At 69.8% G+C, this 21153-nt stretch carries 18 protein-coding genes; 6 read left to right on the top strand and 12 right to left on the bottom strand.

Going from position 1 to position 21153, the window contains the following annotated elements; translation table 11 throughout:
* The first annotated feature begins 2 nt into the window (after positions 1 to 2).
* From IM776_RS14960 to IM776_RS14935, 6 genes are all read left to right on the top strand, one after another.
* Positions 3 to 626 carry a nucleotide exchange factor GrpE gene (locus IM776_RS14960; protein ID WP_194420927.1) on the top strand — a complete coding sequence of 208 codons (624 nt, stop codon included), beginning with the start codon at positions 3 to 5 and terminating at the stop codon, positions 624 to 626.
* 7 nt (positions 627 to 633) lie between these two features.
* On the top strand, positions 634 to 1617 hold the full coding sequence (locus IM776_RS14955; protein WP_194420926.1) for a DnaJ C-terminal domain-containing protein: 984 nt from the start codon (positions 634 to 636) through the stop codon (positions 1615 to 1617).
* Positions 1618 to 1712: 95 nt separating this feature from the next.
* Positions 1713 to 2132: a heat shock protein transcriptional repressor HspR gene (locus tag IM776_RS14950; RefSeq protein WP_194420925.1), complete on the top strand. Its 420-nt coding sequence runs from the start codon at positions 1713 to 1715 to the stop codon at positions 2130 to 2132.
* Between the two features lie 44 nt (positions 2133 to 2176).
* The gene (locus IM776_RS14945) at positions 2177 to 2842 is read left to right on the top strand and encodes a GntR family transcriptional regulator (RefSeq protein ID WP_194420924.1); all 666 of its coding nucleotides are present in this window, start codon (positions 2177 to 2179) and stop codon (positions 2840 to 2842) included.
* Between the two features lie 115 nt (positions 2843 to 2957).
* Positions 2958 to 3974 (top strand): Gfo/Idh/MocA family protein, encoded by a 1017-nt coding sequence (locus tag IM776_RS14940; protein WP_228479794.1) that lies wholly within the window; start codon positions 2958 to 2960, stop codon positions 3972 to 3974.
* The gene (locus IM776_RS14935; protein ID WP_194420923.1) at positions 3971 to 5005 is read left to right on the top strand and encodes a Gfo/Idh/MocA family protein; all 1035 of its coding nucleotides are present in this window, start codon (positions 3971 to 3973) and stop codon (positions 5003 to 5005) included. The genes IM776_RS14940 and IM776_RS14935 overlap by 4 nt, the downstream gene beginning before the upstream one ends.
* Before the next feature lie 34 nt (positions 5006 to 5039).
* On the opposite strand, the gene IM776_RS14930 is transcribed toward IM776_RS14935, so the two are convergent.
* The 12 genes from IM776_RS14930 to IM776_RS14875 all read right to left on the bottom strand — a co-directional run bounded on the left by IM776_RS14930 (position 5040) and on the right by IM776_RS14875 (position 21097).
* Positions 5040 to 5735: an alpha/beta fold hydrolase gene (locus tag IM776_RS14930; RefSeq protein ID WP_194420922.1), complete on the bottom strand. Its 696-nt coding sequence runs from the start codon at positions 5733 to 5735 to the stop codon at positions 5040 to 5042.
* A gap of 76 nt (positions 5736 to 5811) precedes the next feature.
* Positions 5812 to 7674, bottom strand: coding sequence for a hypothetical protein (locus IM776_RS14925; RefSeq protein WP_194420921.1), 1863 nt, complete (start codon positions 7672 to 7674; stop codon positions 5812 to 5814).
* Complete coding sequence (locus tag IM776_RS14920; protein ID WP_194420920.1) at positions 7671 to 10379, bottom strand: alpha-mannosidase; 2709 nt, start codon at positions 10377 to 10379, stop codon at positions 7671 to 7673. Before IM776_RS14920 ends, IM776_RS14925 begins: the two co-directional genes overlap by 4 nt.
* The gene (locus IM776_RS14915; protein WP_194420919.1) at positions 10376 to 10954 is read right to left on the bottom strand and encodes a D-sedoheptulose-7-phosphate isomerase; all 579 of its coding nucleotides are present in this window, start codon (positions 10952 to 10954) and stop codon (positions 10376 to 10378) included. Before IM776_RS14915 ends, IM776_RS14920 begins: the two co-directional genes overlap by 4 nt.
* The gene (locus tag IM776_RS14910; protein WP_194420918.1) at positions 10947 to 11909 is read right to left on the bottom strand and encodes an ROK family protein; all 963 of its coding nucleotides are present in this window, start codon (positions 11907 to 11909) and stop codon (positions 10947 to 10949) included. The genes IM776_RS14915 and IM776_RS14910 overlap by 8 nt, the downstream gene beginning before the upstream one ends.
* Before the next feature lie 133 nt (positions 11910 to 12042).
* Positions 12043 to 13071, bottom strand: a complete 1029-nt coding sequence (locus IM776_RS14905) for a LacI family DNA-binding transcriptional regulator (protein ID WP_194420917.1) — start codon at positions 13069 to 13071, stop codon at positions 12043 to 12045.
* Positions 13068 to 14915 carry an MBL fold metallo-hydrolase gene (locus tag IM776_RS14900; protein WP_194420916.1) on the bottom strand — a complete coding sequence of 616 codons (1848 nt, stop codon included), beginning with the start codon at positions 14913 to 14915 and terminating at the stop codon, positions 13068 to 13070. Before IM776_RS14900 ends, IM776_RS14905 begins: the two co-directional genes overlap by 4 nt.
* Positions 14912 to 16693 (bottom strand): alpha-galactosidase, encoded by a 1782-nt coding sequence (locus tag IM776_RS14895; protein WP_194420915.1) that lies wholly within the window; start codon positions 16691 to 16693, stop codon positions 14912 to 14914. Before IM776_RS14895 ends, IM776_RS14900 begins: the two co-directional genes overlap by 4 nt.
* Positions 16694 to 16806: 113 nt before the next feature.
* Positions 16807 to 18102, bottom strand: coding sequence for a cytochrome P450 (locus tag IM776_RS14890; RefSeq protein ID WP_194420914.1), 1296 nt, complete (start codon positions 18100 to 18102; stop codon positions 16807 to 16809).
* Between the two features lie 63 nt (positions 18103 to 18165).
* Positions 18166 to 18825, bottom strand: coding sequence for an aspartate/glutamate racemase family protein (locus IM776_RS14885; protein WP_194420913.1), 660 nt, complete (start codon positions 18823 to 18825; stop codon positions 18166 to 18168).
* A complete protein-coding gene (locus tag IM776_RS14880; protein WP_194420912.1) occupies positions 18822 to 19694 on the bottom strand; it encodes a hypothetical protein in 873 nt (290 codons plus the stop codon). The genes IM776_RS14885 and IM776_RS14880 overlap by 4 nt, the downstream gene beginning before the upstream one ends.
* On the bottom strand, positions 19691 to 21097 hold the full coding sequence (locus IM776_RS14875) for an FGGY-family carbohydrate kinase (RefSeq protein WP_194420911.1): 1407 nt from the start codon (positions 21095 to 21097) through the stop codon (positions 19691 to 19693). The genes IM776_RS14880 and IM776_RS14875 overlap by 4 nt, the downstream gene beginning before the upstream one ends.
* Between the last annotated feature and the right edge of the window lie 56 nt (positions 21098 to 21153).

The raw sequence follows: 21153 nt of genomic DNA, 5'->3' as shown, positions 1-21153 counted from the left end.
CCATGACGGACAAGAACTTCGACGAAAACGGCGAGGTTCCCGGCGACGAGGGGTCGGATGCTGCGGCATCCGGCCCCGCGCCGCAGGAGAACCCCGACTCCACTGAGGCACAGGCCGCCGAGGGATCCGATGACGACCTCACGGTCGACGACATCCTCGGCGCGGAGCAGAGCGAGGAAGCGGCCGGCGCCGACGACGCGCTCGCGGACGCGGAGAACGCGCTGCTCAACGACCTCAAGCGCCTGCAGGCCGAATACGCCAACTACCGTCGACGCACCGAGGAGCAGCGCCACGTCGAGATCGCGCGCGCCAAGGGCGAGGCCGCCAAGGGCCTGCTGCCGGTGCTCGACGATCTCGACCGCGCCGCACAGCACGGCGACCTCGTGGAGGGCACACCCTTCTTCGTGATCGGCGAGAAGGTCCGCGCTGTCGTGGAGCGGCTCGGTGTCGTCGCCTATGGCGAGACGGGCGAGGAGTTCGACCCGCAGCACCACGAGGCGATCTTCCAGCAGCCGACGCCCGGCGTCGAGAAGTCCACGATCCTCGAGGTCGTCGAGGTCGGCTACCGCCTGGGTGAAGTGGAGCTGCGCCCCGCGAAGGTCGTCGTCGCCGTCCCCGCGGAGTAGGTGATACATGGCCAGCCAGGATTGGTTCGACAAGGACTTCTACAAGACGCTCGGCGTCTCCAAGGATGTCAGTGACGCGGAGCTGAAGAAGACGTACCGCAAGCTGGCGCGCAAGTATCACCCGGACTCCAATCAGGGCGATGCCAAGGCCGAGGCGACGTTCAAGGAGATCAGCGAGGCGTACTCGGTGCTCTCCGACCCGGAGCAGCGCAAAGAGTACGACGAGATCCGGGCCATGGGTTCGGGGGCGCGCTTCACCGCGAGCGGTTCCGGCGCGGGTGGCTTCGAGGACGTGTTCAGCCGATTCGGCCAGGGTGGTCGCGGGCAGAGCGCCGACTTCGAGGACATCTTCGCGATGTTCAACCAGGGCCAGGGCGGCTCCTTCGGCTCCGGCCGGTTCGGTCAGACGAGCGGCGGATACCGAGGGTTCGGCGGCCCCCAGAAGGGCGCCGACGTCACGGCCCGCACCACGCTCGACTTCGTCACAGCCGTGCAGGGCGAGACGATCACGCTGCAGGGCGAGGACGGCAAGCCGTTCAAGGTGAAGATCCCGGCCGGTGTCGCGGACGGGCAGAAGATCCGCCTGCGCGGTCGTGGCCGGCCTTCGCCGGATGGTGGCGAGAGCGGCGACATCGTCGTGTCGATCACGGTGCGTCCGCACCCGGTGTTCACGCGCGATGGCCTGAATCTGCGCCTCACCGTGCCGGTGACCTTCACCGAGGCGACCCTCGGTGCCACCATCGAGGTGCCGACGCTCGGCGGCGATGTGGTCAAGCTCCGTGTCGCGCCGGGGACGCCCTCGGGCCGCGTGCTGCGCGTCAAGGGCCGCGGCGTGAAGAGCTCGAAGGGCACCGGCGATCTGCTCGCCGAGCTGCAGGTGGCCGTCCCGACGCATCTGGACGACGCCGCGCGAGAGGCGCTGCAACGGTTCCAGGAGCTGGAGCCCAAGGAGAACCCGCGCGCCGACATGATGGCGAAAGCGCGGGCCTGACCCCGTGGGTCGTTGAGCGAGCGCAGCGAGACGAAACGCACTGAGCGAGCGAAGCGAGTCGAAGTGTCGGAACGAACGGAAGGACGGTGATCACGATGGTCGAGGATGAGGACGCCCCGGTCTTCGCGATCGCCGTCGCGGCCGAACTCGCCGGCATGCACCCGCAGACGCTGCGCCAGTACGACCGCATCGGACTGGTCGTGCCCGGTCGCACGCGCGGCGGCTCGCGACGCTACTCGCCGCGGAACATCGAGCAGCTGCGCGAGGTCGCCCGCCTCTCGTCCGACGGGATGAGCCTCCCGGCGATCGCACGGCTGCTCGATCTCGAGGATGAGGTGCGGATGCTGCGCCGCCGGGTCATAGAGCTCGAAGGCGCGCTGCGCGCCGAACGGCAGAACCGTCCGGGCGTGCGCGTGTTCGCCGCTGGAGCGACCGGTGTGGTTCCCGTGACGGGCGGTCGCCGCATCCGTCGCTCGACCGAGGTGGTGCTCTGGAGTCCGAAGAACGACGGCTGACCGGCAGCTGTGTGTATTCTGTTCACTGTTAACAGGAGGATGCAGTGACGCAGACTGTAAAGCGCGGCGAGTCTCTCGGCACCCAGGTGGCCGGAGTCCTACGGCAGCGGATCGTTCGGGGTGAGCTCGCGCCAGGGGCGCGCATCACCGAGGAGGCGCTCGCCGAAGAGTTCCAGGTCAGCCGTGGGCCGGTCCGAGATGCGCTCACGCAACTGAGCTTCGAGAAGCTCGTCGAGATCCAGCGCCCGCGTGGGGTGTACATCGTCGGACTGAGCCAGGACGATGTCGACCAGCTCTACAGTCTCCGCGGGGCGCTCGAGCACCTCGCCCTCTCCCGTGCGATGCGGGTGGACGAGGATGAGCGGTGGAGCGAGATGCTCCACGCGGTCCAGCGGATGGCGGATGCCGCCGACGCGGGCGATCACGCCGCCTTCGTCGCCGCGGATCTCGACTTCCACTCGCAGATCTACCACCTCGCGGATCACCCGCGCCTCGCCGGCGCGTGGAGCCAGTACCTCCCGACCTTCACCGCGCTGCTCGAGGTGACCATCAATCACGACGACGATCTGCACGAGTCGTCGGTCGACCATGTGCGTCTGATGAAGGTCATGCGCGAGGGCACGCTCGATGAGGCCGCCGGCGTGCTCGCAGCGCACCTCGACGGCGCCCGGGAGCGGATGCTCAGCGAACTGCGAACGCGCGAAGCCTGAGCGGCCCCGCGCCGATCCGAGCGTCGGCGGCATGTGGTAACGTTGCCACAATTCCACCCGAACGAGCTCGTCCATCGGCGCGCGTTCGGCCGGGTCCGAGTCCACACGAGGGAGTGTGCGCGATTTGATCGACGACATGATCGGGGTGGGAGTCGCCGGATTCTGGCATGTGCATGCCGACGATTACGCCCGCGAGACGACAGCGCACGGCGGCACCAGGCTCGTCGCAGCATGGGATCCCCACGAGGAGCGGGCTCGGGAGGGCGCACGACGCCTCGGGACGGACCACGCGGAGACGCTCGATGCGCTCCTGGCGCGACCGGATGTCGACGCGATCACCGTGACGACGGCGACGAACGAGCACACCGACGTGATCCGGAGGGCGATCGCCGCCGGAAAGCACGTCTTCACCGAGAAGCTGCTCGCCCCGACCGTTGCGGAATGCGAAGAGCTCGTCGATGCCGCCCAGCGGCAGGGCGTCGCGCTCGTCGTGTCGCTGCCACGCCTGTCGGAGCCGCTGATCGTCACGGCATCCCGGCTCGTCGACGATGGATCACTGGGCGATGTGACCTACGCCCGTGTCCGCATGGCTCACGACGGCTGGCTGGGAGGGTGGCTGCCCGAGCGGTTCGCCGACCCGGTCGCGGCCATCGGCGGCGCCTTCTCGGATCTCGGATGCCACCCGGCATACCTCGTGCAGCGATTCCTGGGTGCACGGCCGGACCGCGTCACCGCCTCATACGGTCGTGTCACTGGCCGGACAGTGGAGGACAACGCCGTCGTGACCGCACGTTACTCGAACGGCGCCCTGGGAGTAGCGGAGGCGAGCTTCGTGACGACGCCCGGAGCCTTCGCTCTGGAACTGCGCGGAACCGAGGCTTCACTGCTGTTCGGTTTCGGCCGTGAGGAGCTCATCGGCAAGGGCGGGCGGTTCGGTGACGCCTGGACGTCCGTGCCGCTCGCCTCTGACGCGAGCAGCCCGTTCGAACTCTGGGTCGATGCGATCCGCGGCGACGCCGACACCACGAAGAATCTCCACGCGGCGATCGACCTCACCCGGTTCGTGGTCGCCGCCAACACCGCTGCGACGACCGGCGAAGCCACTGTCGTCGATCAGGGAGGACACGCATGAACAGCCCCATGAAGGAGAAGGTCCGGATCGGTCTCATCGGCGCCGGCGGCATCGCCGGCGCTCACGTCGCCGCATACCGGCGCAATCCCGGAACGGTCACGTTCGCGGCGATCGCCGATCCGATCACCGAGAATGCGGAGAGGCGCCGAGGCGACGACGCCGACGTGCGCATTCACGCGGACTATCGCGAGATGATCGCCGCCGGTGGGCTGGATGCCGTCGACATCTGCCTGCCGCACCACCTGCACGCGGAGGCCGTGATCGCTGCGGCGGATGCCGGGCTTCATGTGCTGTGCGAGAAGCCGCTGTGCCTGACGATGGCGGAGGCTGATGCGATCACCGCGGCCGTGGAGCGCAACGGCGTGACCGTGATGTGCGCGCACAATCAGCTCTTCCTGCCGGCCGTCGCCGCCGCGAGAGATCTCGTCGCGTCCGGTGTGCTCGGACGGGTCTATGAGGTGCGCACGACCGACAGCTTCCACAACGACTTCACCGTCGAGAGCATGGGCTGGCGAGCCAAGGCCATCACGTCCGGCGGCGGCGAGCTCATCGACACCGGCTACCATCCCCTGTATCTGCTCCAGCATCTCGCCGGCGGAACCCCCGTCGAAGTCGGCGCGATGCTCTCACAGCACCGGCTCGGGTTCATGGAGGGCGAGGACTCCGCACAGGTGCTGGTGCGCTACGACAACGGCGTGGTCGGGCACGTCACGACCAGCTGGGCATACGAGCCCGCGGTCGGCACCGAGAAGTTCTCGCTCGTCGGCGAGAAGGGATCTCTGAGCTCGGACGGGACGACCCTGATCTCCCGCGTCCGCGGACAGGAGCCGGTGACGACGACCTTCGAGCCGGTGCACGAGTTCGCCGCCGAGGTGGAGCACTTCGCCGAATGCATCCGAACAGGAGCCCGGCCGATCCAGACGCACGTGGAGGGGATCGACGTGCTCGGCGTGATTCTGGCCGCGTATGAATCGTCGACGCGCGGGACCATTGCCGCGGTGCAGAACGCTGCTCGAACTCGCGCCGCCTGACGGAGGGTGCCGAGCGTTCACGCTCCTCGGCTCATCAGGCGGCGGAACGCGCGTGAGCCGACAAGCCATCGACGATGACGCGCGTCAGTTCCGCGCCACGCTCGAACTGAGGCCAGTGCCCCGCCGGGAGGTCGACGAGAGTCACGTCGCGCATGCGCACCAGCTCACGGGCGGGGTCCGCGTCCTCGCTCATCCAGCGTCGGACGTCGTCCGTCGTGTACTCCGAGGCGACGATGGTGACCGGCACGTCGAACCGGCGCTTGTCGGTCAGACGCTGCCGCGAGTCGACCCCGTGCCCGTCTTCCACCCGCTGGCGCTCGCGAAGGGCGGCGAGGCTGCCATCGCGTGCGCATCGCTCTGCGAACTCGGTCGTGTCGCGGTGGGCATCGGCGTGGAAGCCGGTCAGGACGTACGTGCCGTCGGCGCTCGGCAGTCCTCCGACGTGGAACGCGCGTGCGACGCGATCGGGCCGGCGGTTGACCGCGGCGTGCACCAGACCGCATGCCTCGGCGTGGCCGACCAGTGCGACCGGTCCGCCCATCTGATCGATCGTGTTCGCGATGAGAGAGACATGATCGGCGAGCAGAACGCCGGAGCGGTCGGCGGTGCGCGCCGAGAGACCTCGAAGCGTCAGCGGATGCGGGACGTGACCGGCGTCCCTGAGCCTCGAGGACACGTCCTCCCATGACGAACCGTCGAGCCAGAGTCCTGGCACCAGAATGACGTCCATGCGCGCCTCCTCGGGGTCTCGCCTCATCGTGCGGCACCGGCGGATGCAGGCCGAGGGGCTTGACAGGCAAGCGCAGTCAGTCGACGATTCCCGCCGCCATCGCATCCTCGCAGCCCAGCAGCAGGACTCCCGCGCTCCACGCGTGCGACAGGGTGAGGAGCATCCCCTTCGGCTGGAAGCACTCGGTCTGGTAGTAGCGCTCTGTCACCATGCCCCGGTACGCGTTGAAGTCGCCGTCGAACCGTGCGACGAACTGCCGGAAGCACGCCAGCGATTCCAGCGCGCGCTCACGGTAATGCTTATCGCCGAGGGCGTCGGACAGCTGCAGCATCTCGTTCGTCATGACGAGCCCGTACGCGTGCAGGTGCTGGTTGGAGGGCGAGGCCTGGTCGGCGCCGCGGGTACCGAAGCCGAAGATCCCCAGCATCGAGGTCGCCGGGAAGTCGACGTCGTAGGTGTAGCGGAACGACAGGGCGAAGTCGGCTGCGCGTCGTGCGAGGTCCAGCCATTCGGTGTCGCCGGTCGCCCGATGCAGCGCCATGTACGCCATCACCGCGACATAGCCGTCCTCGCTGGTGCCGGCGAGGTCGACATCCTCGGGGGCGCCGTGCAGGTGCTCGTCGAGCACGAACCGCGCGTACCAGCGTCCAGCGCGCACCGCGGCCGCGAGATAGCGCTCGTCCCAGTCGGCCGCCTCGGCGAGCGCCCCGGCCCAGGCCAGCCCTGCCGAGCCGTCCCACGTCAGCACCTCACCGGTTTCAGCATGATGGATGCTGCCGAGATTGCCGTCGTCCCGTTGCCGGGTCACGACCGCGTCGAGATTGGATGCCGCGGCGCTGCGCCAGTCGTCCCGATCTGTGAGCGTGAGAGCGCGCACGAGGAACTGGGTCGCCTCGCCGAGCGTGCGTCCATGCAGCCCACGACGATGCGAGGTCCAGCTCTGGGTCCACCCGCTCTCGCGATACCAGACGCCCCAGAACGTGCCGCTCGGCGACAGGTCGGCGGTGCAGAAGTCGATCACGCGTTCGGCAGCCGCCCGGAGCGGTTCATCGTCCGTGCGGGTCGCGTGCCGGAGCATCGCATAGGCCCAGGGGATTCCGGACACCCAGCCGACGTGCATCGCCTGACGGTCGACGGAGTTGCCGTCGCGCCCGGAGATCTCCCGGTCGAACCCGGCAGTCTCCAGCAGGATGCCGGGGTCAGGGTCGTAGTGCCAGCGGTGCAACCCCTCGGCGCTCAGAGCAGCGGCTGTGGGGATGTCGACCCAGGGGCGCAGCGGTGCGCTCGCCGCAGAATCGGAGTGCAGCTCACGCAGCACACGCGCGTAGTCATGACGGTCTGGCGTCAGTTCGTGAACTCGCACGACGAGGTCGACCGACTCGCCGGCGGCGAACCGGTGCTGCAGCACCTCGGCCGGACGCGGGTCGGCGTCGCCGTAGTAGGTGACCGGGAATTCGCGCGCAGGAAACGTCGCGCTGAGCACGGCCGCGCCATCGCGCAACGCGAACCCGACGCCCGTGAGCCCGAGCGGAGTGCTCGGCGCAGCGGACACCGCGAAACCGGCGCGATCCGGTGCGGGCCAGGCGAAGACGACCGGGGTGGAGGCTCGATCCGAGCGGAAGTGCCATTCGTCGCTCACGAAGCCGTCTCGTTGATCGGGCGTCGCCGCGCCAGCCTCGAAGCGCGGATAGAGGCGATCGTTCGCGGCGGGGCGGCCATCCCCGTAGAACAGTCCGGGGATGAGCCACCAGGGAGCCGTGGCATCCGGGACCTTGACCGAGATGCGGATCGCCGCGGCCACGGCATCCTCCCCGATGTGACGGACCGTGATGCGATGCGCATCCCCGTCGAGGCGGACGTCGATGCGGAAGCCGGCGGGGTCGGCATCGAGCACCTCCACCGTCGGCGTGAGGGCGGAACCGGCGACGAGCGCGCTCACGCCGGCGGCTCTCCGATCGGCCACTCCAGCAGATCGACCTCGACGATGTCGATGCTCGGATCGATCGGCACCCGGAACGTCCGCACCTGGTGCGCCCCGAACTCCGCTTCGATGGTGCGATCGACGACGGGCAGTTCGATACGAGCGGATGCCGCGCTGCCGCGGGTCTCCACCGCGCGGACGATGAGATCAGTCGCTGCGCCGTCAGGCGCGTCCTCGCTGCCCTTGATCGCGGTGACCATCACAGCGCCGGCGCCGTCTTCGGCGAAGCTCTGCCGCTGCGGCAGGTCGCCGTCGTGGAACGATTCCTGCTGAGCGCGCACCGGGGCGCCCAGCACGGCGGCGCGCCGAGTCGGCTGCGCTGTGCGCCAGTCGCCGGCGTGCGGGATCAGCTCGAGGTCGAAGCGCTGCTCGCCCTGGTCCTGGAAGGAGTAGATGCCCTCGGGGTCGAGCAGGCGGGGGTCGTGCCAGGAGTACACCGGGCTGCGCACCGCGGTGATTCCGATGCTGGCGGTGTCCGATCCTGCCGACCCGGCGGGCGAGACGTCCCAGCCGTGCTTGGTCGTGCAGATCACGGTGAGGCCGGCTGCGGCGCCGTCGACGGTGCCGGTGAGGTCGACCCACGACTGCGCCGGCTCCTCGGCGCCGTCGACAGGCCGCTCGATGGTGCCGTAGGGGATCTCATAGGTGGATGCCGGATCGGTCAGCCCCACCGGGAACCTGAGCTTGAGGAGATGGGCCTTCTCGCGCCAGTCGATCGTGACCGCGACGCGAAGGGCAGCGGAATCGTGGGCGAGCAGATACTCCTCGATGAGGGTGCTCGCGCCCCAGGAGCGCTCCACCCGCACGCGTGAGCGCAGCGGTCCGGTCTCGCGCACCACGATGCGGTCGAGTGTCATCGCGGCGCCTGGCCATGCGTAGGAGATCACCCGGTGGCCCCAGGTGTCGGTCGGGTCATCGCACACCGCGGTGCGCGGCTGTCCGCGCGTTCCGCTGAGCGGGTCCACGCCGCTGGCCTTGTCGAGCAGCGAGGTGAGATCTCCCGTCTCCGGATCGATCTCCGCGCGCAGATGCTGGTTCTCGATGACGGTGCCGTCGTCGCTGACGGTGAGGGACGATTGTGCCGGCAGCGCAGGTCCCGGCAGCAGTCGGTACAGGGCGTACCCCAGGGCGGGAACGTCCGCGCGGAACGTCACGGCGCCGCGTCCGCGATCACCGGTGGTGGCCGTCGACTGCGTGGCCTGAGAGAGGACGGCCGAGCCGTCGTGGTCGACGACGCGCACGCCGTTCGGCTGGACGCCGTACTGCATGTCCACATCGACGGCGACCGGCCACGGATGCGGGTTGAAGACGATGACCGGCTGCGTCGCGGTGTCCGTCGGCACGTGGATCCGTCGCGCGATGCGATTGTGCGCGCGGGTGATGATCCGCTTCGAGATCGCGATGGCCTCGCCGAGCTGATCGCGCGCGTCATCGTAGGACGGCTCGATCGCCGACCCGGGCAGGATGTCGTGGAACTGGTTGAACAGCACCTGCTTCCAGGCGCGCTCGAGGTCCTCGCGCGGATACTCGTCGCTGCCGAGGGCGACCTCGACGGCGGCCCAGCGCTCGGCGGAGAGCACCGCGTACTGCGCCTTCCGCTGCCAGACCTTGATGCCGGAGTGCGCCGAATAGCAGCCCGGGGCGTGGTGCTGCAGGTCTTCGTCGCGGACGGCGAGGGTGCCGAGGAACGCTTCGCCGCGGCTGAGCATCTCGTCGAAGTACGCGCGCGGTGACGACATCGTCATCCTCCCGAAGGTTCCCATCCGGTCGTACCGGTGGATCGACTCGATGTTGGCTCTGGTCGGGCCGCCGCCGTGGTTGCCCACGCCGTAGAACACCATCATCTCGCCGAGCGAGCGGTCCAGCTGGCCGAGGGCCTTCTCCGTCTGTCCGGAGACGTCCCCGGGCGGGCTGCAGTACTCGAACGGGATGCGGTAGGCGAGCACGCGGGAGCCGTCGGGGGACTCCCAGTGGAAGAGCGTCTCGTCGAGGTCGCCCTCGTGCGGGCCGGGACGCATGAAGCAGTAGGAGTCCATCCGCTGCCCGCGCAGGATCTGCGGCAGGCTCGCGCTGTGGCCGAACGGATCGACGTTCATGCCGACGGTGGAGATCTGCCCGAAGCGCGACTGCAGGTACCGCTGCCCGTACAGCCCCTGGCGTGCGAACGACTCGCCCATCGGCATGTTGCAGTCCGGCTCCACCCACCAGCCGCCGACATTGACCCAGCGGCCTTCGGCGACCCGCTCGGCGATACGGCCGAACATCTCCGGATCCTGCTCCTCCACCCACGACAGCAGGACGATCTGGTCGCACGTGAAGACGAAATCGGGATACTCGTCCATCCGGTCGAGCGCGCTTGCGAATGTCGCGCGCGCCTCCTGATACCCCTCCTGCCACGGCCACAGCCACACCGGATCCAGGTGCGCATTCCCGATCATGTGCAGGGTGCGATCCGGCGTCGCCACCGGCCTCCCAGCGACGAGGTCGCGCGGCTGATCGCCCGACGGGGCGTTGGCGACCGGGGCCTTACGCTGCCTGCCTGTGATGGCGGCGTCGTCGGGCGCTGCCCCGTGAGGCTCTTCCACGAGGTCTTCGGCCTGGCCGCTGTGATGCTCGACGCTTTGGTGCGCTGCCGTGGCGGCGCGCTCGGCGGGGGTGCTCACACCAGCTCCTCTCCGGCTGCCCAGGCATCCAGGATCTCGGAAAGCGCGTGCAGAAGGAAGGTGTGCAACTCCTGGATGCGCGGCGTCTCGGCGGAGGGCGCCAGCAGTGCGTGGTCGGCGAGCGCCAGCGAGGGGCCGCCGTCGCCGCCGGCGAAGAGCAGTGTCGTGGCCCCCTTCCGGCGAGCCGCTTCGAGACCCTGCACGATGTTCGCCGAGCGTCCCGAGGTGGTGAACGCCGCGACCACGTCGCCGGGACCTGTGAGCGCCTCGACCTGACGAGAGAAGACGTCCTCGAAGGCATAGTCGTTCGCGATGCAGGTGGACACCGTGGCATCCGTGGTCAGGGACACCGCCGGCAGCGGGCGCCGATCGCGCCGGTAGTGCCCGATGACTTCGCCGGTGAAGTGCTGCGCGTCGGCGGCGCTGCCGCCGTTGCCGAATGTGTAGAGGGTGCCGCCGCGATCGAATGCGTCGATCAGCATGTCGCCGATCTCCCGCACTCGGGGGAGGAGCTGCTCCGCACCCTCGGCGGTGCGGATGTGGGCGGCGAGCTGGTCGTCGAGCCAGTCAGACATTGACGTCCTCCATGAGGTCGAGGGCGAGGACCCCGGCTCCGACCACGCAGACCTCATCGCCGAGTCCGGCCAGGGTGACGGAGGCGCGGGCAGCGGGCGGCATCGCGGTGGCATGCGCGATCCGGCTGACCGGGTCCAGCAGCTGCGAGCCCGAGCGGGTCACCCCACCGCCGAGGACGACGACGTGCGGCTCGAAGAGGTTGATGAGGTCGGTGACGGCCTGTCCGAGCAGTGCGGTCGTCTCGTCCCACACCTCGATCGCGAGAGCATCGCCGGCTGAAGCGGCGGCCGAGACGTGCTCGGCGCGCACCGCGGGGAGGCTGCGCAGCGACGAGTCGCGATCGGATGCCGCGAGCAGATCGTTCGCACGTTCGGCGATGGAGGTTCCGGACGCGTAGGCCTCGAGGCATCCCCTGCGCCCGCACAGGCAGTCGCGACCGCCGGGGCGGACCGTGAGGTGGCCGAACTCGCCGCCGTTTCCCGCGGCGCCCCTGTGGAGGCGGCCGTCGATGATCGAGCCGCCGCCGACGCCGGTCGAGAGCGTGAGGTAGAGCGCGATGTCCGCCCCGCGAGCCGCACCGAATCGATGCTCGCCGAGTACCGCGGCGCTCGCGTCGTTCTCGACGACCGCCGGCACGCCGAACTCCTCGCGCGCCATGGCTACGATCGGGACGTCGATCCAGCCGGGAAGGTGCAGCGGCTGGGTGAGGACCCCTGCCGCTGCGTCCAGCGGGCCGCCGCAGCTGATGCCGAGCGCGAGCGGACCTCCCAGCCCCGCGGCCGTGATGCTCCGGTGCCCCATCTCGAACAGGTGCGCGATCACCGCATCCGGACCCCGCAGCTTGTCGGTCGGTTCGGAGAGGAAGGCGTGAGTGCGGCCGTCCGGCGTCACCATCGCCACGGCGAGCTTGGTGCCGCCGATGTCGAGCGCGAGCACGCCCCGTTGCGTTGCCATTCGTTCCTCCGGCCTGTGCAAAGCATGTCGCCAGCACAATGTGACATCGTTCCCACATCATAGCAACGGGATGATCAGCCGCAACAGTCTCGTCATCGGATCTCGTCGCCCTTGCTCGATCGCCCCGGGCGGGTCAGGCCGGCGGAGCGCCGATCGAGCCGCGATCGACGAAGGCCGTGGGCATCACGATCGTCCGCACGGGGGCGTCGGGAGCCTCGATGCGCTCCAGCAGGGCGCGCAGCGCCGTCGCGCCGAGCGCACGGGAATCCTGCATGCGGGTCGAGACGCCCGGATCGACCATGCTCATCCACGGGGCATCGTCGAAGCCGGCGATGCTCACGTCAGCCGGAACACGGAGGCCGAGTTCGGCCGCTGCCCGCCAGGTTCCCTCGGCGAGGACGTTGTTGGCCGCGAAGACGGCGGTCGGGCGATCCGGCCGGGAAAGGATGGCGCGCGCCGCGGCCGTCGCCTCGTCGGCATCCCAGCCGGCCTGCACGATGAGCGAGTCGTCGATGGGCACGCCGCGCGCCACGAGGGCGTCGAGGTAGCCGCGCTGACGCTCCTCGCCCGTCGTCCACTCGGTCTCATCGATCAGCAGGGCGATGCGCTGGTGGCCCGCCTTGAGCAGGCGCATCGTGGTGTCGCGGGCCGCCGCACGATTGTCGACGACGACGGCATCCGTCGAGTCCGCATCGAACCGCCGGTCGATCTCGATCAGCGGCACGCCGATCCGGCTCAGGTACTCGCTGAGATGCCGGGAGACGGGAGTGGCGATGACGCCGGAGACGCGGGAGCCGACGAGCGTCTCGGCGGCGGCCAGCTCGTCGTTGCCGTCTCCGTGGAGATCCACGAGAACGACTGTGCGCCCGTGCACGCGCGCCTCCTCTCCGATGCCGGAGGCGAGACCCGCGTAGAAGACGTTGCGAAGGTCGGAGACGAGCAGACCGACGGAGCGGCTGGTGCGCTGCTTGAGGCTGCGGGCGGTCACATCGACCACGTAGCCGATCTCCTTGGCCACCGCGCGGACGCGCTCGCGAACCTCCGGAGCCGCATAGCCGCTGCCGGACAGTGCACGCGACGCCGTGGAGCGGGAGACCCCCGCGGCCTGGGCGACCTCCCGGATGGTCGGGCGCGCGATCGGCTGGCGTCGCGGCGCGCTCATGCGCCGGGCTCCATCACGTCGAGCAGGGCCTCCGCGTGCTGGCCCAGTCGCAGGTCGCCGATCGTGACGTCGATCGCCAGGCGCTGCCGGCTTCCCGCGGAAGACGGGGTGACGGTCAAGAGCACAGAGGCCTCCTCGCTGGGTCCGAGGTCGAGGTCGATCTCAGGCTGGGACGAGCGCCAGCCTATCGGCAGCACCGGCGTGAGCCTCGCTGCCGCGCGTCCGGCGAGCGGATTCCGTACGTGCACCGCATACTCCAGTTGTTCGTCGACGGTCGCCCGCCGCCGGTACGGCGTCACGCGAGCGACTTGACCGTCGGGCCCGATCGAGAGGTCATCGAGCGGCAGCAGCCGTTCGTGCAGCTCGTCGACGAATCGCCCGGACTCGGCGAGGTACTCCAGGTACTCGTCGTCGACCCACCGCGGCTCCCAGTGGCCGCTCGCCATGAGCCCCGGGCCGATGCGCCGGTAGAGCTCAGCGCTCCGCGAGTAGTCGCCGAGTCTGAACAGGTTCCGGTACTGGTAGTTCATGATGTCGCGCCGGCCGTCCTTGCCGCCCAGCCCCTCCTGCTGGTCGCCGGTGAAGACCACCGTCAGACCGTCGATCTCGAGCGCGTAGGCGACGGCGTAGAGCGTGTGCCCCGGCTGCGCATGCGCAGTGAAGGTGTACTCGTTCCAGGTGAACGGCTCGTCCAGCGGCAGTACGCGATCGGCGACGATCGGGTCGTACCACTGGCACGGGAGATCCTCCCGCCACGGATCGGCCATCGTCGGCGCGACGTTCTCGGGGATCCACAGCGCGGTGCCCTCGATGTCGCGCAGCAGCGGCATCCCGGCGATGTGGTCGTCGTGGTAGTGCGTGGGGAGGGCCACGGTGATCCGCGTCACGCTGTGATCGCGCCGCAGCGCGGGCAGCGAGGCGAGCCACGGACGGCGGGCGGCGCGCTCCTGGCCCGGCACGATCCCGGTGGTCATGTCGTAGCCGTAGTCGATCATCAGCGCCTCGCCGGTCTCGGAGAGGACGACGTAGGAGCACGACATCGACGTGCGGTTCATCAGCAGATGGGGCGTCAGAGCGACATAGGGGTCGTCGAGGCGGGCCAGCAGGTCCCACGGGTAGGAGCGCCGCGAGTCGACGTACTGCTGCATCGTGTCGGCGAGCATCTCGAGTGCGGCGACGGCGTCGTCGATGACGTCGCCGTGCGATGGCGCGAGGCGCGTCACGCCCTCGCGCGCGAGCATCCGGGCGCTGAGAACTGTCATGCCGGGGCCCTCGTTCTGCGTGTACGACCACTGCGTCGCGGCGAGCGACCAGACCTTGCCCGGTGCGTAGATGAGGTCGCCCGAGAACGCGATGGTCTCGTCTTCGCGTTCGAGCAGATAGGTCACCGACCCGATCGTGTGCCCGGGGGTCGGCACGACGCGCAGGCGCACACCGGCGGCGTCCATCTCGCGGTACTCCGGAACCGTGGCGTGCACCGCTACCGACGACAGCAGCGAGAAGCGGTCCTGGCGGAGGTTGTAGTCGTTGTCGAGAGGGCGGCGCTCCCACATCTCCTCCACGCGGTCGAACAGCTCCCGCTCGACCGGGGGCACGTGGATGCGCGCGCCGTGCTCGATCGCCAGCGGAAGCCCCTGCCCCTGATCGCGGTGGTGGTGCGTCATGAGCACGTCGGTGATGCGACGGACGCCGAGATCGTCGAGGTGCTCGAGTGCGAGGCCGGAGCCGAAGTCTATGGCGACGGCGTCCCGCCGGCCCGCCGGAGCATCCGGATCGAAGAGGAGATAGACGTGGCAGGTGTCGGCGATCCGCCACACACCCCTCGTGACCTCCATCGCGGTCATCTGAGGCTCTCTCGGTACGTTTCCCACAGACGAGCCACCTCGGCGAGATGCTCCACGTCGATCGGCTCCTCACCCTCGCCCACGCGTTCGAGGTAGTACAGGGCCGGCACGCCGTACTGCCCCTGCGACCTGGCGTAATCCAACCATTCCTCGCGGTTGGGCATGGGCCACTGGTCGGTGTCCACCGGATGCCGCGGAAGCGCCGCTGCGACGATCTCGTGCCGTGCCCGCAGCTGCGCCGCGACCGAGACCGGTGCGCCCGCGGTGTCGTGCTCGAGGACGTCGTTCGTGCGGATCATGTCGGAGATGTCGCCGAATGAGGGGTGCACGGTGTGGGTGATGACGAGGGCGTCCGGCTTGATGCGGGTCGCGGCGCCGTGCAGACGCCCGACGAGCCGGTGCAGTGCGGCGATCCCCCAGACGCCGTCGCTGTCGGGAGCTGAACGCAGCATGACGCCGCTCGGAGTGCGCTGGGTGAAGTCGACCTTGAAGCCGTCGGCGTCGAGCCCGTCGGCTGACAGCAGCCGCTCGACGATCCCGTCGAGTCGGGCGAGGTAAGCGGGGCTCCCCGGATCGACCGCGACGGGACGGCCCGCGGCATCCGTCACGCACTCGTCCGCAGGGAGCCCCGCGGGGTCCCATGCCTTCCACCACAGCAGCACCCGGCGGCCCTCGGCGTGCTGACGGGCGATCCAGCCGCGCATGTCCGGCCACGCCTCGGCATCCGGCTCGGCCGTGCCGTACTCCGCCTGCCAACGGTCGTCGATCACGATCGTGCCGGGGTCGAGCGACGCGGATGCCAGGGTGCCGAGGAACTCGTCGTAGATCTCCTGGCGGCAGAGGTCGGGAGCGGGGGCATCCCCGCGCGCCACCTGCGCACCCCAGCCGCAGAAGATGGGTTCGAGCCACCACGGCTGGACTTCCTTCGCCGGGGCAGGTGCGCAATCGTTCACGACGAGGTCCGTGCGGTAGTCCGCGAGCGCATCCGCGGGAGAGTTCGCCTCGCGCAGCATGACCGTCGGGGAGCGCCACGTGCCGTCGACGGACGTGTGCCCCTCGTATGCCAGGCGGAGGAGCGCGCCGTCGTCGACGGGATCGAAGCGCAGGGTGGTGAAGCCGAGCCTCTCCACAGGGTCGCGCAGCCACGCGGCGAGCCATGGGCCCTCGCCCGGCCGGAAGGCATCGGTGACCGGCGCGCGGCCGAACGCCAGCAGAAGCGGCGGAGGGGAGAAGATGCCGTTCAGGCGCCCGGGATCGGCGTCGCCGACCACGCCGAGAGATGCGGCCGACCAGATCGGGCGGACGAAGGCGACCGGCTCGGTCGGGCTCGGGACGTACAGCGAGCGGGCGTCGAATCCGGAACGGAAGGTCCCCGCCGCGCCGGTGGGAAGGATGCCATCACCGCCGAGCACCGTGACGTCGGTGACATCGCCCGTGCCGGTGGCGACGAGCGTGATCTCGATCGAATCATTCGAGCAGCGCACCTCGAGGATTCGCTCCTGCCATGCCGTGGATTCGGTGTGCACGGTGACCACGACGGCGTCCGTATCGATGCGGATCTCCGGTTCGGAGATCCGCATCGCCTCGTCGCGCGCCGAGCGCGTGTGGGCGCTGGACAGACCACTCAGCCGCATCCAACGCGCGCCGTCCGCGTCGGAGAGCTCGAAGTAGGGGGACCTGCTGAACCCGTTCGATCCTCTGCGCCAGGACAGCGAGTACCAGGCTCCCCGGATCGTGCGTCGATCAGGAACACTCGTCACTGAGGGTGCTGAGCTCATTGTCCCAGGCTATATGACAACGTTCCCAGAGGACGAGCACGCGTGCAGTATCGTGCCTTCTGTGCGCGACGAAGACACTGACCTCCACCCGCCCATGATCCCCCTGCCCCGAGTCAGTGGAACGGGCAGCGCGCCGGAGCATCGGCCGCTCGCACGCGACCCCCGGATGCGGGCTTGGTCGGCAGTCGGCGCCGGCTCACGCCGAGTCCGCTGCCGAGGATGGTCACGCGCGGATCGCTCATCGCCGCGATGCCCGCCGCGAGGCCGGCGATCGCGAGCTTCTCGCCCGGGCAGCGGTGACCCGTGGACACGCCCGCCCCACCGTGCGGGATGAACGCACGCAGCGCCTCATAGTCGTCGACGCCGATGAACCGCTCGGGATCGAACTCCTCCGGGCGCTCCCATGAGTCCTCGTCGGTGTTCGTGCCGAGGATATCCAGTACGACCCGACCTCCCGCGGGGACCCGCCGGCCGTCGAGTTCGACGTCGTCGATCGCCCACCCGGGGAGCATGGGCACGAAGGGCGCGGTGCGGCGGATCTCCTGTGCGAACGCCGTCGCGATCGGACCGCCCACGAGCTCGCCGCGCTCCGCTGTCTCGGAGGCGATGCGCGCGCGCCACTCCGGCCGCTCGTGCAGCTCCTTCGCCGCGAAGGCGACGAAGCGCGCGACGGCGACCATGGGGCGGATGCTGTTCTGCAGCTCGACCCCGGCGAGCCCGGGCGGCAGCAGCTCGCCGTCGCGGTCGCGGTGCCATGCCCACTCGTGCAGAGCCGTTCCATCCTCGGCCGCGAGCGCGCCCGAGCGCACCGCCTCGATCAGGCGCTGCGCGTGCCGGTCGGACCAGTTCCTGTTCAGCCAGGCGAACAGGAACGCCGGTGAATAGGGGGCCCCGAAGCCGTCCACGATCTGCGCGAGTCGCGCCGACCATCTCGTCTTCGCGGCCGGGGTCCCGGGCAGCCCTGCCCACCTCATGATCGAGCGTCCGAGCGCACCCACCGCGGCGTCGTAGGCCGAACGCCGGCTGGTGCCATCGGCCCAGGCGTCGAGTTCCGTCTGCCATTCACGTGCGAGCATCGGCAGCAGCCGCGCGACCTGCGCGTCCTCGTACGCGACATCCACGAACGTCGCCTTGCGGTGGCGGTGTTCGTCGCGGTCCAGACTGTGTACTGAGCCGTGGCCGAAGAGCGTCTCCTGCACGATCGCGGGCATGGCGCCATGGCGCGCGATCCGCCGCTCGTCATAGAAGAGGTCGACGCCCTCGGCGCCGCGCACGAACAACGCCTCGTCGCCGAGCAGTCGCATGGGTGCTGACCGGGCGTCCGGACGGACCCTGCGCCAGATGCGCGCGCCGAAGTCGTAGCCACGGGTGAGAATCGAGACCGAGTCATCGCGCAGAGGATTGCTCATGTCTCCACGGTGTCAGGATTCCCGTTCATCCATCCAGGGGGAGGCGCCATGCCAGCTGTTGTGCTATCGGCCGGCTGCGCCGGGCGACGTGACGAACGCGGCCGCGCCCGACTCCGGCGACGTGAGCACCCGTGAGTCGGCACCGGCCCCGGATGCCATGGACGCCTGCGCCAGTACGATCGCGTCGACATCGCCTGCTTCGGTGATCGCTGCGGCGATAAGGGCGTCGTGCTCCTTCAGGTCGCCGGCGCTGCGTGCGGCCGCTGCTCCCTCGACCACGCGCGACTCGACGGCGATCTCGCCTGTTTCTGTTGTCGCGGCTGCCTCGACCAGCCGGGTGGTCGGCCCCAGCGTCGCCTCCAACGTCGCCAGCACGAGGATCCGACCGGAGCCGGCGGACGCGCGGGTCACGGCCTCGGCCGCCATCGGCGCATCCACCCGCTGCAGCGGAACCCCGACGACGGCTGCCGCCTCGACCGCGGCCTCTCCGATCGAGGAGCACGTGACGAGCACAGACTCGGCGCCGGCGTCGCGCAACCCGCGCAGGTGCTCGCGCAGTGACGCGCGCAGGTCATCCGTCACACCGTCGGCGATGGCGCGGGACAGCAGCGATGCGTCCGCGGTGTGCACGATGTCGAGGTCGTCGCTTCGTGCGCGCAGCAGTGTGTCGAACACCGGGACGAGGGCAGGCACCGTGTGCAGGACGCCGACGCGCGTGCTCATGCCCGCCCCCAGTCCCGCCAAGAGCGCGCGTGCTCGTCCACCACGTCGGAGAGTGCTGTGAGCCGTTCGACCGATCGCGCGCGCAGCTCGGATCGCACGTCTTCAGCCCCGACCACGTCGCTCCACAGGGCCCGTCCGGCGAGGAAGCCGCTGGCGCCCTCCTGGCACGCCGCGCGCACAGCATCCGCGAACCGATCCCGCTCGACGCCCTGCGAGAGCACGACCCACGGACCTGTCATGCACTCGTTCAGAGCGGAGCTCGCGCTCCGCTGCTCGGCTTCGGTGCCGGCTCCGGCCATCGGAACCTGTGCCTTGTAGAGATCCGGATGCAGGGCCGAGAGCTCGCGCGCGGCCTCGCGGATCGCGGCATCCGCATCGAAGTCCTTCTCGTCCGGAGCCGCGCGCACCACGGGTTCCAGCACCGACAGCACACCGCGCTCGCGCGCCGCCTCGATGAACCGGGAGGCGAGCTCCACCCTGGCATCGCGACGTTCGTCGCGCCGCCAGATGAGCAGCAGTTTGAGCGCGTCGACCCCGAGTGGAAGATCGGCGACGCTCTGCTCGTCGAGGGCGGTGTCCTCGACCGGTCCGCCCTCGGCCTGATCGAGCGCGTCGACCGCGAGGATCAGCCCGGTGGATGCCGGAACCGCCGCACTCACCCGGTCGAAGCCGAACTGCCGGTCGGCGAGGAAGCCGGATGCGTGCGGGCCGAGCTCCTGCGCCACCGCCACCTTGAAATCGATGAGGACCTCATCCTCCGGCCGGCCGTGGCCGGCGAGGTCGAACATGTGCCGCAGGCTCTCGCGCTGATCCATGGCGACCATGGCGAAAGCTCCGGAAGGCCGGGCGATGGTGTCGAGCGTTGTCATTGTTCTCCTTCGGTGACGGCCGCGAGGAACCGTCGATGGATGTCGTCGGATTCCGGTGCGTGCAGCGGTGCGACGGCTGTTCGAGGCAGGATCGCGGCCCCCGCGGCGACCTCACCGCTGCGGACAGCCGCGAGCAAGGCGGCGCCGGCGGCGACCGGCTCGTCGACGGTGCTGATCCGGGTGGGCACGTGTGCCGTCGCCACCAGCGGTGCCCAGATCGGGATGCGTTCGGCCAGTGAGCCGAGCACCGTGAGCACGGAGGTCGGGGAGCCGGCGAACTCGTCCGCGGTCTCGCGCATCCATCGGGAATGGGCGACGAGCGACTGCAGCAGGCTGTGCGCGCGATCGGACGCATCGCGCGCGTCGCCGAGAACGCGCACTCGTGCGCCGGGATCGGGTCTCGGGCACTGCCGCCCGGACGGGTACGGCAGCACGATCGAAGAGCCGGCGATCCACTCGTCCGGCATCACGGTGCTGAGGTGCGAGATCACGTGGTCATCAGGGTGTTCGGCATCCCACCCGGCGAGCATCGCACCGCAGGCCGGGCTGCCGCCCAGCACTGTCGCCGCCGACCCGTCGACGGTGCGGCCGACCGAGAATCCTGCAGCGACGGCGCGAGCGATGTCGACGGCATGCGTCACCCGCACGATCGCCTCCGCGGTTCCCAGGGAGTCTGCGGTCTCGCCCGGGCTCCGCACGCCGACGCCCCAAGTGCCGACGACGTGGTCGTGCCCGGCGATGTGCACCGGGATGCCGGGCGCGAGGCCGAAAGCGCGAGCCGATGCCGTCGTGGAGCCGGCAGGCTCGCCGGGTGCACGCACCGTCGGCAGGAGCGCGTCGCGCAGGCCGAGCCCGTCCAGGACGTCGGCATCCCATGAGTCGCCGCGAGCGCCGGCGAGCATGGTTCGCGCGGCGAGCGTGTGGTCGGTGGCGCGTTCGCCGGTGAGAACGCGGGCTATCAGATCGGCGGCACCCGACCAGTGCCGCATCGCCGCGAATGCATCGGGCTGCTCGGCACGCAGCGCGGTGAGCGCGACGGCGGCAGGCTTGGTCGTCGCCGGGACACCGGTGGCCACGGGGAGATCCGGGAGCCGGGTGAGCAGCGAGTCGAGATGGGAACGATCGACCCGGCGATCCCAGCGAAGCAGCGGAGTGAGAGCCCGGCCTTCCGCATCCAGGGGTGCTCCGCTCTCGGCCATCGAGGCGATCCCCACCGCGGCGACCGGCATGGCCGCGTCGGTAACGCAATCCCGTGCGACCGCGGCCGCCGTGACGACGAGGTCGTCGGCGGTCGACGGTGTGGGCCGCCGGGCGACGCGCACGATGGTCACCCCATCGGCCACGTCGACGAGGGCGGCCTTCGTCGACGTGCTGCCGATGTCCAGTCCCAGGACGAGTGTCACGCGCCCCAGTGTGTGACATTCTGAACAGAAATTGCAAGTATGTCCGATAATCAACA

Origin of the sequence: Microbacterium abyssi, from assembly GCF_015277895.1 — a bacterium.
Taxonomy (GTDB): Bacteria; Actinomycetota; Actinomycetes; order Actinomycetales; family Microbacteriaceae; genus Microbacterium; species Microbacterium abyssi.
Note: the sequence above shows the minus strand (reverse complement) of the source record. Positions and strands in the feature narration are given on the sequence as shown.